Source organism: Acidocella sp. C78, assembly GCF_907164655.1.
This window is the reverse complement of the sequence record NZ_CAJQZK010000001.1, coordinates 244437-258949: the sequence shown is the minus strand read 5'-3', so window position 1 is coordinate 258949 and position 14513 is coordinate 244437. Positions and strand designations below refer to the sequence as shown.

Sequence of the window (14513 nt, the reverse complement as noted above, 5' to 3'; positions counted from 1 at the left end):
GCCTCAATTGCTGATCTGGTTCAGCAGCTTCGTGTTGATCGTCACATGGTCGCGCTGGCGCAGCGCCGCGGCATAGGTCTGCAGCACGTCGTTCTGCATCGACTGGCCGAGCGACTCGGCCACCCGCTGGCGGAACGCCTCGTTGCTGCCCGGCTTCGGCTCGGCGATGTCGCTCACCACGCCGACGACGAAGCCCGCCTGCGTCTGCACCATCGTGGGCTCGCCCTTCTTCAGGCTGAACGCCACCTGGGCGAGAGGCGGCGGCACGCCCTTGGCGGGCTTGGCGCGCGTCATCGGCGCCGAGGTCGTCACCGTCAGCCCGGCCGCCGAGGCCGCTGCCGTCAGGGTCTTGCCCCCCTTCACCGCGGTCAGCAGCTTCGCTGCCGCGACCTCTTCCTGCCGCTCCACCTGCGCGCCGGTCCAGTCGGCCAGCACGTCGGCCTTCACCTTGTCATAGGGCTTGAGCGCCGGCTTGATGATCCGGTGCACGGCGATGGCATAGTAGCTGTCGCCCGGCCCGCTCACCGCCCGCGGCGAATTGCCGGGGGCGGTGGCGAAAATCGCCTTGTCGATCGCCTGGCGCAGCGGCGCCGGCCCGGGAATGCTCGCCGGCTTGCCGTCCACCGTCATCCCCTCGCGGTCCACGCTCACCCGCGCCTTGGCCAGATGCAGGCTCGCCGGCAGCTTGCCGAGCGCCGTGCTGCCCGCCAGCGCGTCCTGCAGGTGGTTCAGCGTATTGTCCACCACGTTGCGCGCCTTGCGCAGCTGGATCTCGGCGCGGATCTGGTCCGCCACCGCCGAGAGCGGCTTGTCGCCGCCGGCCACCGCCTTGGTCACCCTGAACACATAGATGCCGAGCGAGCCCTTCACCGGTGCGGAAACCTCATCCGGCGTTGCCGCGAACACCGCCTTGGCCAGCGCCGCCGAGGGCAGGTCGGAGGGTTTCGCATCGGTCATCACGACAGCGGTCGCACTCGCCGCCGCCGCCGCCTTCTGCACCGCCGCCCAGTCAGCCCCTTGTTTCCAGGTCTTCGCCAGCGCCGCGGCGCTCTTCGCGTCCTCGGCGGTGACGATCTCGACGGTCCGCTGCGGCGCCTGCGCGAATTTCGCCTTCTCCTGCTGATACTGCGCCGCGATCTCGGCCGGCGTCACCGTCTCGCCCTTGGCGATCAGCGCGGGCGAGAGCACCACCACGTCGGCATCGCGCAAGGCGGGTGTCGAAAACCGCCCCGGATGATCCCGCCAGTAGCGGCGCAGCACGGTCTCGGCCGGCGGCGGCGGCGGGGTCGCGGCGGCGAAGGGCAGTTGCGCGAACTGCACCGTCCGCTCCTGCGCGGCATAAGCAAAGATCTGGTCGACCAGCGGCGCCGGCGCGCTCACCCCGGCGGTCACCGCATCGATGATCTGCGACGATTTCAGCCCGCTGGCGATCTCCGCCATGAATGTCGCCGGCGTCAGGCTGTGATTGGCGAGCACGGCGTTGAACGTCGCCTTGTCGAACTTGCCGTCCGGACCGTGGAACGCCGGGATCGCGAATACCTGCTGTCGGATCGCCGAGGGCGGCGCCACCACCCCCATCCGCCGCGCATCGAGCTGCATCGCCGCGCGGTCGATCGCCGAACCCAGCGCCTGCTCGGCGAACAGCCGCCGCTCGCCCTTGCTCGGCTCGCGGCCACTGTTCTGCGTCGCGTAAGCGTTCAGCGTCCGCTGGTAGTCGGCATTCACCGCCTCGATCTTGATCGGCCGCCCGCCCACCGTCGCGATCGCGTTGGACGCGCCAACGCCCATCACCACGCTGGAGACGCCCCAGAACACGAACACGCCGATCAGCACGACGAAAAAGGCGCGCACGATCCAGTTGTCGAGCAGTTGGCGAATCATCGAAAGCATGCGGCAGCAACCTCATCCAGCGGGAAAGCCGCGTCTTACCACGGGCGCGCCCGATTGCCACCCGGCCCCGCCTCGTCTACCTCCGTCGCGCCATTGGGAAGGGAGACGCGCATGCCCCAGCTGATCGCCGGAAACTGGAAGATGAACGGCACGCTCGCCGGCATCGCCGCCTATGCGGCGGGGCTGCGTGCCGCCGCAGCATACGCCGATCTGCTGATCTGTCCGCCGGCGCCGCTGATCGCCCCGCTGCGCGCCGCCCTCGACGGCGCCCCGGTCGCCCTCGGCGCGCAGGACTGCGCGGTGCAGCGCTCCGGCGCGCATACCGGCGACCTATCGGCCGATCTGCTGGCCGAGCTTGGCGCCACCCATGTCATTCTCGGCCATTCCGAGCGCCGCGCCGATCACGGCGAATCCTCCGCGATCGTGCGCGAGAAGGCGCGCACCGCGATCGCCGCCGGCCTGATCCCGATCATCTGCGTCGGCGAAACCGAGGCCGAGCGCGATTCCGGCGAGGCCGAAACCGTGGTCCGCGCCCAGCTCGCCGGCAGCCTGCCGGAGGAGCTGGCCGGCCAGACCGTGCCCGGCGTCTTCGCCCCCGGCGTCATCGCCTACGAGCCGGTCTGGGCGATCGGCACCGGCCGCACGCCCACCGAGGAGGATGTCGCCGCGATGCACGCCTCGATCCGTGCCGCGCTGCGCCGCCAGCTCGGCGCCGCCGGCGCGACGATGCCGATTCTCTACGGTGGCTCGGTCAAGCCCTCCAACGCCGCGTCCCTGCTCGCCTTGCCCGAGGTCGGCGGCGCGCTGGTCGGCGGCGCCAGCCTCAAGCCAGAGGACTTCCTCGCGATTGCCTCCGCCGCCCCGCGGGACTAGAGCACGGCATCGACCCGACAGTCGGGCATCAGGCCGCCGGACGGTTCCATCCGGCGGGCTGATGCTCTAGAACCGCGCGTCACTCCGAAAGGCCGCCACGCTCCCATGATTACCGTTCTGCTCGTCCTCCAGGCATTCATCACCATTGCCCTGATCGGCGTCGTGCTGATCCAGCGCAGCGAGGGCGGCGGCCTCGGCCTCGGCACCAGCCAGGGCATGGGCAGCTTCATGACCGGGCGCGGCACCGCCAACCTGCTCACCCGGGTCACCGCGATCCTCGCCACGCTGTTCATGGTGCTCTCGCTGGTTCTCGCCCTGCTCTACCGGCACAGCGGCGGCGGCTCGGCCGAGGCGATCCTGAACGCGCCGCCGCCGGCGAGTCCGGCGAAGAAGGCCGCCCCCGCCTCGCCGCTCGCCCCGCTGCCGCCCGTCCCTGGCGAATCGGCTCCCACGGCGCCGGCTGCTGCCAAGCCGGCGACATCCCAGCCCGCGGCTCCGGCGAAACCCGCGCAGAGCGCCCCGGCGCCGGCAAAGCAGTAATGCGCGCCCCCTCATTCGCCCGGCGCGGGGTTTTGCACCGCGCCGCCCTCTGCTATGGCGAAAGCCCATGACCCGGTATGTCTTCATCACCGGCGGCGTGGTTTCCTCGCTCGGCAAGGGTATCGCCTCCGCCTCCCTCGGCGCGCTGCTTCAGGCCCGCGGCTATTCGGTCCGCCTGCGCAAGCTCGACCCCTATCTCAACGTCGATCCGGGCACGATGAGCCCCTATCAGCACGGCGAGGTCTTCGTCACCGACGACGGCGCCGAGACCGATCTCGATCTCGGCCATTACGAGCGCTTCACCGGTGTGCACGCCACCAAGTCGGACAACGCGACCACCGGCCGCATCTATTCCGAGGTCATCGCCCGCGAGCGCCGGGGCGACTATCTCGGCGCCACCGTGCAGGTCATCCCGCACATCACCGACGCCATCAAGCAGGCCATCCTGCGCGACACCGCCGGGCTTGATTTCGTCCTCGTCGAGATCGGCGGCACGGTGGGCGACATCGAGAGCCTGCCCTTCCTCGAAGCCATCCGCCAGCTCGGCAACGAGCTTGGCCCGCACGACGCGATGTTCGTCCACCTCACTTTGGTGCCCTACATCCCGAGCGCCGGCGAGCTGAAAACCAAGCCGACCCAGCATTCCGTCAAGGAACTGCTGAATGTCGGCATCCAGCCGCACATGCTGATCTGCCGCTGCGACCGCCCGATCCCCGAGGGCGAGCGCCGCAAGATCGCGCTGTTCTGCAATGTCCGGCCCGAGGCGGTGGTCCCGGCACTCGACGTGAGCACGATCTACGAGGTGCCGATCTCCTATCACGAGGCCGGGCTCGACCGCGAGGTGCTCCGCCATTTCGGCCTGCCGCACGATGCCGAGCCCGATCTCGGCCGCTGGCGCCGCATCGTCGAGACGGTGCGCAATCCCGAGGGTGAGGTCACCATCGCCGTCGTCGGCAAATACACCAACCTGCTCGACTCCTATAAGTCGCTCGGCGAGGCGCTGACCCATGGCGGCATCGCCAACCGGGTGCGGGTCCGGCTCGACTGGGTCGATTCCGAAATCTTCGAGCAGCCCGGCGCCGTCGCCCGGCTCGACGGGGTGCACGGCATCCTCGTCCCCGGCGGCTTCGGCGAGCGCGGCACCGGCGGCAAGATCGAGGCCGTGCGCTTCGCCCGCGAGCGCGATGTCCCCTTCCTCGGCATCTGCTTCGGCATGCAGATGGCGGTGATCGAGGCGGCGCGGAACCTCGCCGGCCTGCCCCAGGCCTCCTCCACCGAATTCGGCCCCTGCGAGGTGCCGGTGGTCGGCCTGCTCACCGAATGGGCCCGCGGCAACGAGATCGAACGCCGCGCCGCCGAGGGCGATCTCGGTGGCACCATGCGCCTCGGCGCCTATGCCGCCACCCTGGTCGAGGGTAGCCTGGTCCGCGCCGTCTATGGCGACGCCGCGACGATCGAGGAACGCCACCGCCACCGCTACGAGGTCAACATCCACTACCGCGAGCGGCTGGAATCCGCCGGCCTGCGCTTCTCCGGCCTCTCGCCGGACGGGCTGCTGCCGGAAATCGTCGAATACCCCGACCATCCCTGGTTCATCGGCGTGCAGTACCACCCCGAGCTGAAATCGAAACCCTTCGACCCGCATCCGCTCTTCGCCGGCTTCATCGAGGCGGCGGTCAAGCAGATGAGGCTGGTATGATCATGAAGACGGTCGAGATCGGCGATCTGCGCGTCGGCAACGACCTGCCCTTCACCCTCATCGCCGGCCCCTGCCAGATCGAGAGCGCCGAGCATGCGACCGAGGTCGCCGGCGCGCTCGCGGACATGACGCGCGAGCTTGGCATCGGCCTGATCTTCAAGTCGAGCTACGACAAGGCCAACCGCACCTCGCTTTCCGCCGGCCGCGGCGTCGGCATGGCGCAGGGGTTGCAGATCCTCGCCGATATCCGGGCGAAATTCGGCATCCCCGTGCTGACCGACGTGCACGACGCCGCCCAGTGCGCCCCCGCCGCCGAGGCGGTGGACGTGCTGCAGATCCCCGCCTTCCTCTGCCGCCAGACCGACCTGCTGCTCGCCGCCGGCCATACCGGGCGGGCGATCAACGTCAAGAAGGGCCAGTTCCTCGCGCCGTGGGACATGCGCAACGTCGCCGCCAAGATCGCCAGCACCGGCAACGAGCGCATCCTGCTCACCGAGCGCGGCGCCTCCTTCGGCTACAACACCCTGGTCTCCGACCTGCGCGCCCTGCCGATCATGGCGCAGACCGGCTACCCGGTGGTGTTCGACGCGACCCATTCAGTCCAGCAGCCCGGCGGCCAGGGCACCGCCTCGGGCGGCCAGCGCGAATTCGCCCCGGTGCTCGCCCGCGCCGCTCTCGCGGTCGGCTGCGCCGCGGTCTTCATCGAGTGCCATCCGGACCCCGACCACGCGCCCTCCGACGGGCCGAACATGATTCCATTGGACCAGATGCCCGCCCTGCTGGCCCGGCTGCAACAGTTCGACCGTATCGCCAAATCGGCCTGAACCGCGCCACTCCGGACGCGGCGCGGCCGTCAGCGCGGCCTCATTTCTCGACGAAGGCCTTCTCGATCACGTAATCGCCGGGGCGGGACGAGCTGCCTTCGGTGAAGCCGCGCCGCTCGAGCAGCTGCACCATGTCGTCGAGGAAGGCAGGGCTGCCGCACAGCATCACCCGGTCATCCTTCGGCGCGAGCGGCGGCAGGTCGATCCCCGGGCCGAAATTTCCGGTTTCGAGAATCTGCGTGATCCGCCCGTTATGCCGGAACGGCTCGCGCGTCACCGTCGGGTAGTAGATCAGCTGCCGCGAGACCTGCGCGCCGATGAACTCGTCCGCCGGCAGGGTCTTGGTAATGTAGTCCTCATAGGCGAGGTCGCTGATGTGCCGGCAGCCATGGATCAGCACCACCTGACGGAACCGCTCATAGATGTCCGGCTCGCGGATGATGCTCATGAACGGCGCGAGCCCGGTGCCGGTGCCCAGAAGATAGAGCCGCTCGCCGGGGTGCATGTTGTCGGCCAGCAGCGTGCCGGTCGGCTTGCGCCCCACCAGCACCGGATCGCCTGGCTTGACGTGCTGCAACCGCGAGGTCAGCGGCCCGTCCGGCACCTTGATGCTGAAGAATTCCAGATGATCGTCATAGCTGGCGCTGGCCATCGAATAGGCCCTCAGCAGCTTCTTTCCCTCGACCTCGAGCCCGATCATGGTGAACTGCCCGGCGATGAAGCGGAATGCGGGGTCGCGCGTCACGGTGAAGCTGAACAGCCGGTCGGTCCAGTGATGGACCTGGGTGACGGTTTCGGTGTTGAAGGCGCTCATCTGTCGGGAAAACTCCGTCGCTCGTCCGTCCGGGGGCACCGGAAGTTCATGATCGGCCCTGTTAATTGCGGAGCGAGGCGGCGATATCAAGCCCGACTGCGGCAGATCTGCCCATGGCAGCACTGCAAGCGCGCTCCACCCCTCGACAAGACTGGCCGGTTTGGCCAAAAACCGCGCAGATCAAGGAGACGAACCAATGACTCAAACCTATGTGGACGCGGCGGGCCTGCGCGTCGCCGCCGAGCTTCACGCCTTCATCGAGACCGAGGCGCTGCCCGGCACCGGGATCGAGCCCGCTTCCTTCTGGCAGGGCTTCGCCAATCTCGTCGCCCGCCACGCCCCCCGCAACGCCGAGCTGCTCGCCGAGCGCGACCGTCTCCAGGCCGCGATCGATGACTGGCACCGCACCCGCCGCGGCCAGAAGATCGATCCCGCCGCCTACGAGGCCTTCCTGCGCGAGATCGGCTATCTCAAGCCCGAGCCAGGCGATGTGAAGGTCACCTCCGAACGCGTCGATGCCGAAATCGCCGCCATCGCCGGTCCGCAGCTCGTCGTGCCGGTGATGAACGCCCGCTACGCGCTGAACGCCGCCAACGCCCGCTGGGGTAGCCTCTACGACGCGCTCTACGGCACCGACGCCATTCCCGAATCCGGCGGCCTCGAACGCGGCAAGGCCTATAATCCGCAGCGCGGCGCCGCCGTCGTCGCCCGCGGCCGCGCCTTCCTCGACGATCATTTCCCGCTCGCCACCGGTAGCCACGTCGATATCCGCGCCTTGCGCGTGCACAACGGCCATCTCGCCGCCGTGCTCGAAAGCGGCGAGACCGGCCTGAAGCACGCCGCCCAGTTCGCCGGCTATCGCGGCGACGCCGCCGCCCCCACGGCCGTCCTGCTCCGCCACCACAACCTGCATGTCGAGATCGCGATCGACCCGACCAGCCCGATCGGGCGGACCGACAAGGCCGGCATCGCCGACCTCATCGTCGAATCCGCGATCAGCTCGATCATGGACGCCGAGGACAGCGTCGCCGCCGTCGATGCCGAGGACAAGGTGCTGGTCTACCGCAACTGGCTCGGCCTGATGGCCGGCACGCTGGAGGAACAGGTCGAGAAGGGCGGCAAGACCTTCACCCGCAAGCTCAACCCCGACCGCGCCTACATCGCGCCGGACGGCTCGACCCTCACCCTCCCCGGCCGCGTGCTGATGCTGGTCCGTAATGTCGGCCACCACATCTACACCGACACCGTGCTCGATGCCGCCGGCAAGCCGATCCCCGAGACGATCCTCGACCTCGTGGTCACCTCCCTCTGCGGCCTGCATGACATCCGCCGCACCGGCGGGCTGCGCAACTCCCGCGCCGGCTCGATCTACATCGTCAAGCCGAAGATGCACGGCGCCGACGAGGTCGCCTATGCCAACGGCCTTTTCGCCGCCACCGAATCCCTGCTCGGCCTCGCGCCGGACACGCTGAAAATGGGCATCATGGACGAGGAGCGCCGTACCTCGGCCAATCTCAAGGCCTGCATCGCCGCCGCCGCCAGCCGCATCTTCTTCATCAACACCGGCTTCCTCGACCGCACCGGCGACGAGATCCACACCTCGATCGAGGCCGGCCCGATGATCCGCAAGAACGAGATCAAGAACACGCCCTGGATCAAGGCGTATGAAGACCGCAACGTCGATATCGGCATCGTCTGCGGCCTGCCCGGCCACGCCCAGATCGGCAAGGGGATGTGGGCCGCGCCCGACGCGATGGCGGCGATGCTCGAACAGAAGGTCGGCCACCCCCGCGCCGGTGCGAACACCGCCTGGGTCCCCTCGCCCACCGCGGCAACGCTGCACGCCCTGCACTACCACATGGTCGATGTCGCCGCCCGCCAGGCCGAGCTTGCCTCCCGCCCGATGGGCTCGCTCACCGACCTGCTGACCATCCCGCTGGCCGACCGCCCGAACTGGCAGCCGGAGGACATCCAGCAGGAGCTCGACAACAACGCCCAGGGCATCCTCGGCTACGTCGTCCGCTGGATCGACCAGGGCATCGGCTGCTCCAAGGTGCCGGACATCCACAACGTCGCCCTCATGGAAGACCGCGCCACCCTGCGCATCTCCGCCCAGCACATCGCCAACTGGCTGCATCATGGCATCGTCTCCGAGGCGCAGGTGATGGAGACGATGAAGCGCATGGCCGCGGTGGTCGATGGCCAGAACGCGGGCGACCCGGCCTATCGCAACATGGCGCCGGGCTTCGACGGCGTCGCCTTCCAGGCGGCGTGCGACCTCGTCTTCAAGGGCCGCACCCAGCCGAACGGCTACACCGAGTTCATCCTGCACGACCGCCGGCGCGAGGCCAAAGCCTCCGCCTGATCTTTTGCTCCTCCTCCTCCTCCACCGCCGCGTCCGCACCGGGCGCGGCGGCCCGCGATCCCCGCACCCTCACGGGCCGCGGAGGGTATCAGGCGGAGCGGAGCAAAAACTCAGCTCCGAGTCGGCGTCGGGTCGATCGCGTTGGCGCAGGCATCGCTCGGCGCAGCCGCCACCGGCCCGATCAACGGGATGATCTTCAGCCCCGCCGACGTCACCCGGCACGGCGCCGCTGCCAGCCCACAGCCCGAAAGCCCCCCGGCGAGGCTGGCGAACAACGCCACCTGGCCGGCCCAACGCAAAATTCTCGTGCTCATGATTCCATCGAACCAAACCCAGGCGGCCCGCGTCAATGCGCTAGAGCACTTTCCGATCCATCCGGATCGGATGTAGTGCTCTATGGTATTGATATTCAGAGCATCTTTATCCGATCAGATGACTCTATCTGATCGGATGATGCTCTAGGTTCTGGACTCAACTGATCCAAGATGTGACGGCGAGGACGAGGCAGATACCTGCGAGGAAATTTCGTGCGGTTTTGTCGTAGCGTGTGGCGATGGCGCGCCAGTCCTTGAGCCTGCAGAAGGCGCGTTCGATGAGATTGCGCTTTCTGTAGGCGACGGGGTCGAAGGGCGGAATGGCGCGGCGGTTGGGCATGGGCGAGATCACGGGCCTGGTGCCTTGGCGGGTGAGGAAGGCGCGCAGGTCATCGGCGTCGTAGGCTTTGTCGGCGATCAGCTCTTCTGGTGGCGGTATTGTGGGCAGAAGCGCCCTGGCGCCGCTGATGTCGGAGGCCTGTCCCGGCGTCAGGAGGAGTGCGGCGATGCGCCCCTGCTCATCCGCGACGGCGTGGATCTTGGTCGTCCGTCCACCCCTCGACCGGCCGATAGCCTGGCTTTGCGCCCCCCTTTACCGCCCGCGGCCGCGCGATGTGCCCGAACCGAGGTGCTGTCCACCATGGCGATGCGCGGCGGATACGCGCAGGCGACCAGGGCCGCAAAGATCTCCTGCCAGAGGCCACGCTGGCTCCAGCGGTTGAACCGGTTGAACACCGTGGTTCGTGGCCCATAGGCCTCAGGAAGCGCTCGCCATCGCAAGCCCTCGCGAAAGCGATGCAGGATGCCGCTCAGCACCCGGCGGTCATCAACCCGAGGCTTGCCGCCAAGCTTCGGCAGCAATGGTTCGATCGCAGCCCATTGCGTGTCGTTCAGCCAGAAAAGTTCCGCCATGTTCCAAGTCCTCCAAACAGACTTGAATCAGACGCTCCGTAGTCATGGCAATAGGTACAGAACCTAGGCCCCGGTCATGCGCGCGAGGCATGAGTATTAGCCGTTGGCGGCATGTTCCGTCCCCGCCCGCGCCCACCCATCTCCGCGTGAAGCGGGAGTTGTCCCGCATCACCGAACACGGAGTTTTTCCATGCGTACAAGAACGATAGCCATGACCGCCCTCGCCGTCATGGTCGGCATAGCGCCGGTCGCAGCACAGGCCACGCCGGCCAGCAGCGCCCAGCGGCAGGGCGCGACAGTCCAGCACCTCTCCCACGCCGGCGGCCGGTCGGCTTTCACGCATCAGCTGAAATCGATCCAGCGCCTCGAATCGCGCAACTGATTCATCGCGGCGCCATCAGGCTACACAATCCTTGCCAGATAGATGAGTTGAGAATTGTTCATCCGGCCAGATGACCCGATCTGACCGGATGAGGCTCACACTCGGGTGTGCGGTCATGGGGCCGAAGGTGAGAAACTCACAGACGGCCCTGGATCGTACCCCGAAGGCGCCTTGAAAGCGAAAAAGGTCTTGGAGGGCCGCTTGGAAGCCCTAAATTTTCCTGAGGAAATCTGGAGCGGGCGAAGGGATTCGAACCCTCGACCCCAACCTTGGCAAGGTCCCTGAAGGGTCTGCGACGGGGTAGCCGGGGCTACGCAATAATGCGCTAATACACTGTGTCATATACATTCCTGAGGTTCCATGCGCCGCCATGGACGGCCTCCTCTACGCGCCCACTTGCCGCCAAATGCTTGGAAATTGGTTTGTGAGGGGCTATGATCCCCGTGTTCTAAGCAATCTGGCGCTAAGGCATTGATATGGCGGAAACAAGGCTCACAAAGCGCGTTGTCGACGCGCTCAAAGTTCCGAACCGTGCGAAGGTTGGAGTCAAGGTTCGAGAAAGTTTTGCGTGGGATCGCGAGCTCCGTGGCTTCGGCGTGCAGGTGATGCCGTCGGGACTGAAGAGCTTCGTGGTTCAGTATCGCACCCCGGAAGGTAGGACCCGCCGTCTGGTCATCGGCCGCTATGGACTGATGACCGTCGAGGAGGCCCGGGTGATCGCCCACGAAAAGCTGGTCGCGGTCTCCAAGGGGGTCGACCCAGCGGCGCCGGTCGAGCCCGACGGCAGCACCACGACGGTCGGCGAGATCTGCGACTGGTATCTCCTGGAAGCCAACGCAGGGCGCATTCTCGGCCGGCGCCGGCGGCCGATAAAGGCGTCCACCCTGACGATGGACAAGAGTCGCATCGAAACGCATATCCGGCCACTTTTGGGTGAGCGGCGGGTTTCTAGCCTGAAGCTTGGCGATATCGAGGCGATGCAGGCCGACATTGCCGCCGGCAAGACGGCGAAGGGCCGAGCGGGGCCACGGGGCGGCACGCCGATCGGTGGCGAGGGAGCCGCGGCCCGCACGGTCTCGTCTTTGCACTCGATCTTTGAGCACGCCGTGCGTTGGGGGAAAATCGAGAGCAACCCGGCACGGGGCGTGCGCAAGCTGGCCAGCACGCCGCGAGAGCGACGCTTAAGCAGGGCCGAGATCGCGCGTCTGGGTACAGCCATGCGTACGCTCGCCGCCGAGGGTGAGCACCCAACGGGCCTGGCCGCAATCCGGCTTCTGCTGCTCACGGGATTCCGGCGCATGGAGTGCCTTGCCCTCCAGCGCGCCTGGGTGGATGCGGAACAGCGGGCCATTCAGCTTCCAGAAACCAAGACCGGCCCGCAGATGCGCGTCGTGGGTCAAGCCGTCATCGATCTCATTCTCGCGCAGCCGGTCACCGACGGCTCGCCATATGTATTCCCGGCAGACTGGGGAAACGGGCATTTCATCGGCGTCGTGCGGGTGCTCGAACGGGTGTGTGGCGCCGCACGACTGGAGGACGTAACGCCACACACGCTGCGTCATACCTTCGCCAGCGTGGCCGGCGATCTCGGCTTCTCGGAACTGACGATCGCTGCCCTGCTTGGACACGCCGCGCGCGGTGTGACCCAGCGCTACATTCATATCGACGAGGCACTCCGGGTAGCCGCGGACAAGGTTTCGTCTGAGATAGCGGCGCTGTTGGACGGGCAGAAATCCGATTTGGGACGTAAACAGAATAACGAGCAATTCCAGTCACCCGAACAGAACTGACATCGTGTGCGGATGACGGCCGATACTCAATTCTTTCCGTCCGTTGATGGGATGCGAAACACGTCGACCTTCGTCTCCAGGCAGCGCCGAAGGCTGAGGTCAGTTGCACCCACCGCGAACCAGCCATCAGGCTTCTGGTAGAAATCTAGACCGCGGCCGATCTTGATGGTCCACCCATTATCGAGACGCACCTCGCGGTCGTGCATCTTGTCGTTCAGGCGCACATCGAGGGCGACGTCGTACTCCACCAGGCTCTGCTTGAGCTCGTCTAGCTTCTCTTGAAGGCCAGCCAGGTCTGTTTGCTGATCGTATGAGGTGAAGAGGGTGATGCTTCTGACCGTTTCCGCCTTCACGGCCGTCTCGCAGAACCGGACGAAGTTCGCGATCTGATGCGGCATGCGGATGTAGGGGTCTTCGACAACCACACTCTTCGCCCCCGGCAGATAGGGGCCAAAGATGGTGTCATATGAGTGACCGGTGTCCCCGTAAGCGATCGTGTAGTGTTGCTCAGTCGGTTCCTCGGTTTCGGGGGGGAGCGCCGCCATAGCCGGTGGCGCGGCTTGGGGCGCGGACGGAGAGGAGGGTTCGTTGGCTGGTTTGGCTTCCACGATCTTCGGCCGGAGACGGCGGCGGACGGGCTCCAATGTCGCGGAGGCGCCAATGCTTTCAAGACAGGAGACGACGATCTCTTTTCCGACTTTGTTGAAGAAAGACAAGTCTATCTTGGCGAACTCGTCGTCCGGCTTGCGCTTGTTCATCTGTTCTTTGACGCGGCGACGGCATTCGATCGCGTAGGCGACGTACTCGTCGAAGTCCTCGTCGGTCGGAGAGTCTACCGGGTGCAGGATCTTGAGCATCGCGCACAGGGTCTTCTTGATGCCCTTCTCATCACGCCCCTCGACGGCGGCGCCGAGCGTCAGCCTCTTGCTAACCTCTTCATAGCGGTTGCCGTGCTTGAGCTGGTAGTGGAATGCCTCAGCTAGGTAATCGGTGATGAGGCCAAACCGGTCGGTTAGGAAGGCGCTACTGTTTTTGGGCATTTCCCAGCCTGGCAGGTAACAGGCGAAGCGATCCATCACTGCCAGGTCGAACTGGTCGGGCAGAGGCTGGAACAGATCGTATTCCGTCGAATGGACGATTTGCTCGACCGACATGTCAATGTTGCCGACGAACGCCATGCTGGCATCGGCGATGACCTCCACGCCGCGCGAAAACCGGCCATTGGCCATGTAGTCCTTCATAATCTGGATGGTGTCGGGATCCTTGACCTTGATCCCGCCAACTTCGTCGAATGCGACGGTATCCCAGAACCCTACCAGACCAATCTTGCGGCGCGCGTTATTATAAAATAGCACCGACTTGGTCGCCTGCCCGCCACTGATGAGGGTTGAATAGGGGGAAAATTCCGAGAAGAAGTATGACTTGCCTGTGCCGCGGGGCCCAAGCTCGATAAAGTTGAAATTCGGCTCGACCAGCGGCGCCAATCTGGCGATGAAATGCAGCTTCACGCGCCGGGACAACTTAGCGGGCTCAAGCCCGACCGAGCGGAGGACGACATCCATCCACTCATCGCGGGTAAAGGCTTTCTTGGCTTCGCCATAGGAGGCGAAGTCGAATCGGCTGAGCTGGATTGGCCGCAGGTCCTCTACGTAGAAAGCGTAGGCGTCGGCATCGACGTCGTTGTGGGCGATAACGACCTCGGCCCAGATTCCACCCTCAAGCAGGCGGTCGTTGTCACGGTAGAACTTCTCGCCAATCGCGATGCGCTGAGAGGCAAAGTTTTCGAGGGATGCCCAGTGTCGCTTTTCCTTCTCGACGTAGCGGACATGAACCTTGTCGATGAACTTGTGCTTCCCCTTAATCGCTACGCGGGACTGAGCTGCGTTGGCATCGTCGGGACGGACATAGTTCTCCTGCAGGGTCGAAAGGACTGCCTCTAGGCCCTCCTGGATCTCCGCCGGGTCGTTGCTGGCACAGTATCTGGCAAGCAGGAACTCCAGAACAAAAGTGGGGATGTTGGTGCCCTTCTTGATCCGGTGAAGAAGATCCTTGCGGACCACCTTGCCGTCGAAGGCGTCGTTGAGCTTGGCGTCGATGGCGTCCATGACGT

12 protein-coding genes are annotated in these 14513 nt (G+C 66.1%); 7 read left to right on the top strand and 5 right to left on the bottom strand.

Annotated elements, in window-relative coordinates; translation table 11 throughout:
- Window positions 1-3 precede the first annotated feature (3 nt).
- Window positions 4-1890: a peptidylprolyl isomerase gene (locus ACIDOCELLA78_RS98110; RefSeq protein WP_201727565.1), complete on the bottom strand. Its 1887-nt coding sequence runs from the start codon at window positions 1888-1890 to the stop codon at window positions 4-6.
- Between the two features lie 111 nt (window positions 1891-2001).
- Here ACIDOCELLA78_RS98110 and tpiA point away from each other — a divergent pair, with 111 nt between their 5' ends.
- From tpiA to kdsA, 4 genes are all read left to right on the top strand, one after another.
- Window positions 2002-2763, top strand: a complete 762-nt coding sequence (tpiA, locus tag ACIDOCELLA78_RS98105; protein WP_201727564.1) for a triose-phosphate isomerase — start codon at window positions 2002-2004, stop codon at window positions 2761-2763.
- A gap of 105 nt (window positions 2764-2868) precedes the next feature.
- On the top strand, window positions 2869-3303 hold the full coding sequence (secG, locus tag ACIDOCELLA78_RS98100) for a preprotein translocase subunit SecG (RefSeq protein ID WP_201727563.1): 435 nt from the start codon (window positions 2869-2871) through the stop codon (window positions 3301-3303).
- Between the two features lie 67 nt (window positions 3304-3370).
- Entirely contained in the window at window positions 3371-5002 is a 1632-nt protein-coding gene (locus tag ACIDOCELLA78_RS98095) for a CTP synthase (protein WP_201727562.1), read from the top strand.
- Window positions 4999-5826 (top strand): 3-deoxy-8-phosphooctulonate synthase, encoded by an 828-nt coding sequence (kdsA, locus tag ACIDOCELLA78_RS98090; RefSeq protein WP_201727561.1) that lies wholly within the window; start codon window positions 4999-5001, stop codon window positions 5824-5826. Before ACIDOCELLA78_RS98095 ends, kdsA begins: the two co-directional genes overlap by 4 nt.
- A gap of 40 nt (window positions 5827-5866) precedes the next feature.
- On the opposite strand, the gene ACIDOCELLA78_RS98085 is transcribed toward kdsA, so the two are convergent.
- Entirely contained in the window at window positions 5867-6640 is a 774-nt protein-coding gene (locus ACIDOCELLA78_RS98085) for a ferredoxin--NADP reductase (protein ID WP_201727560.1), read from the bottom strand.
- Between the two features lie 196 nt (window positions 6641-6836).
- Between ACIDOCELLA78_RS98085 and ACIDOCELLA78_RS98080 the strand changes: the two genes are divergently transcribed.
- Entirely contained in the window at window positions 6837-9005 is a 2169-nt protein-coding gene (locus ACIDOCELLA78_RS98080; RefSeq protein ID WP_201727559.1) for a malate synthase G, read from the top strand.
- 110 nt (window positions 9006-9115) lie between these two features.
- Here ACIDOCELLA78_RS98080 and ACIDOCELLA78_RS98075 read toward each other — a convergent pair whose 3' ends face one another.
- Together ACIDOCELLA78_RS98075 and ACIDOCELLA78_RS98070 are read right to left on the bottom strand one after the other, a co-directional pair.
- Window positions 9116-9319 carry a DUF6726 family protein gene (locus tag ACIDOCELLA78_RS98075; RefSeq protein WP_201727558.1) on the bottom strand — a complete coding sequence of 68 codons (204 nt, stop codon included), beginning with the start codon at window positions 9317-9319 and terminating at the stop codon, window positions 9116-9118.
- A 157-nt stretch (window positions 9320-9476) separates the two neighbouring features.
- Window positions 9477-10231 (bottom strand): IS5 family transposase gene (locus ACIDOCELLA78_RS98070; protein WP_374223207.1). Its coding sequence is split into 2 segments (ribosomal slippage): window positions 9477-9908 and window positions 9911-10231, totalling 753 coding nucleotides; the frame shifts between segments, so codons are not numbered across the junction.
- Window positions 10232-10421: 190 nt separating this feature from the next.
- Here ACIDOCELLA78_RS98070 and ACIDOCELLA78_RS98065 point away from each other — a divergent pair.
- Both ACIDOCELLA78_RS98065 and ACIDOCELLA78_RS98060 read left to right on the top strand, forming a co-directional pair.
- Window positions 10422-10613: a hypothetical protein gene (locus ACIDOCELLA78_RS98065; RefSeq protein ID WP_201727556.1), complete on the top strand. Its 192-nt coding sequence runs from the start codon at window positions 10422-10424 to the stop codon at window positions 10611-10613.
- Between the two features lie 476 nt (window positions 10614-11089).
- Window positions 11090-12403 (top strand): site-specific integrase, encoded by a 1314-nt coding sequence (locus ACIDOCELLA78_RS98060; protein WP_201727555.1) that lies wholly within the window; start codon window positions 11090-11092, stop codon window positions 12401-12403.
- Between the two features lie 26 nt (window positions 12404-12429).
- Here ACIDOCELLA78_RS98060 and brxL read toward each other — a convergent pair whose 3' ends face one another.
- The gene (gene brxL, locus ACIDOCELLA78_RS98055; RefSeq protein WP_201727554.1) at window positions 12430-14508 is read right to left on the bottom strand and encodes a BREX system Lon protease-like protein BrxL; all 2079 of its coding nucleotides are present in this window, start codon (window positions 14506-14508) and stop codon (window positions 12430-12432) included.
- Window positions 14509-14513 lie beyond the last annotated feature (5 nt).

What these genes read in the sequence shown, in the direction of transcription:
- ACIDOCELLA78_RS98110 (WP_201727565.1), bottom strand. Translation starts at nt 1,890, where the DNA reads ATGCTTTCGATGATTCGCCAACTGCTCGACAACTGGATCGTGCGCGCC.
- tpiA (WP_201727564.1), top strand. Translation starts at nt 2,002, where the DNA reads ATGCCCCAGCTGATCGCCGGAAACTGGAAGATGAACGGCACGCTCGCC.
- secG (WP_201727563.1), top strand. Translation starts at nt 2,869, where the DNA reads ATGATTACCGTTCTGCTCGTCCTCCAGGCATTCATCACCATTGCCCTG.
- ACIDOCELLA78_RS98095 (WP_201727562.1), top strand. Translation starts at nt 3,371, where the DNA reads ATGACCCGGTATGTCTTCATCACCGGCGGCGTGGTTTCCTCGCTCGGC.
- kdsA (WP_201727561.1), top strand. Translation starts at nt 4,999, where the DNA reads ATGATCATGAAGACGGTCGAGATCGGCGATCTGCGCGTCGGCAACGAC.
- ACIDOCELLA78_RS98085 (WP_201727560.1), bottom strand. Translation starts at nt 6,640, where the DNA reads ATGAGCGCCTTCAACACCGAAACCGTCACCCAGGTCCATCACTGGACC.
- ACIDOCELLA78_RS98080 (WP_201727559.1), top strand. Translation starts at nt 6,837, where the DNA reads ATGACTCAAACCTATGTGGACGCGGCGGGCCTGCGCGTCGCCGCCGAG.
- ACIDOCELLA78_RS98075 (WP_201727558.1), bottom strand. Translation starts at nt 9,319, where the DNA reads ATGAGCACGAGAATTTTGCGTTGGGCCGGCCAGGTGGCGTTGTTCGCC.
- ACIDOCELLA78_RS98065 (WP_201727556.1), top strand. Translation starts at nt 10,422, where the DNA reads ATGCGTACAAGAACGATAGCCATGACCGCCCTCGCCGTCATGGTCGGC.
- ACIDOCELLA78_RS98060 (WP_201727555.1), top strand. Translation starts at nt 11,090, where the DNA reads ATGGCGGAAACAAGGCTCACAAAGCGCGTTGTCGACGCGCTCAAAGTT.
- brxL (WP_201727554.1), bottom strand. Translation starts at nt 14,508, where the DNA reads ATGGACGCCATCGACGCCAAGCTCAACGACGCCTTCGACGGCAAGGTG.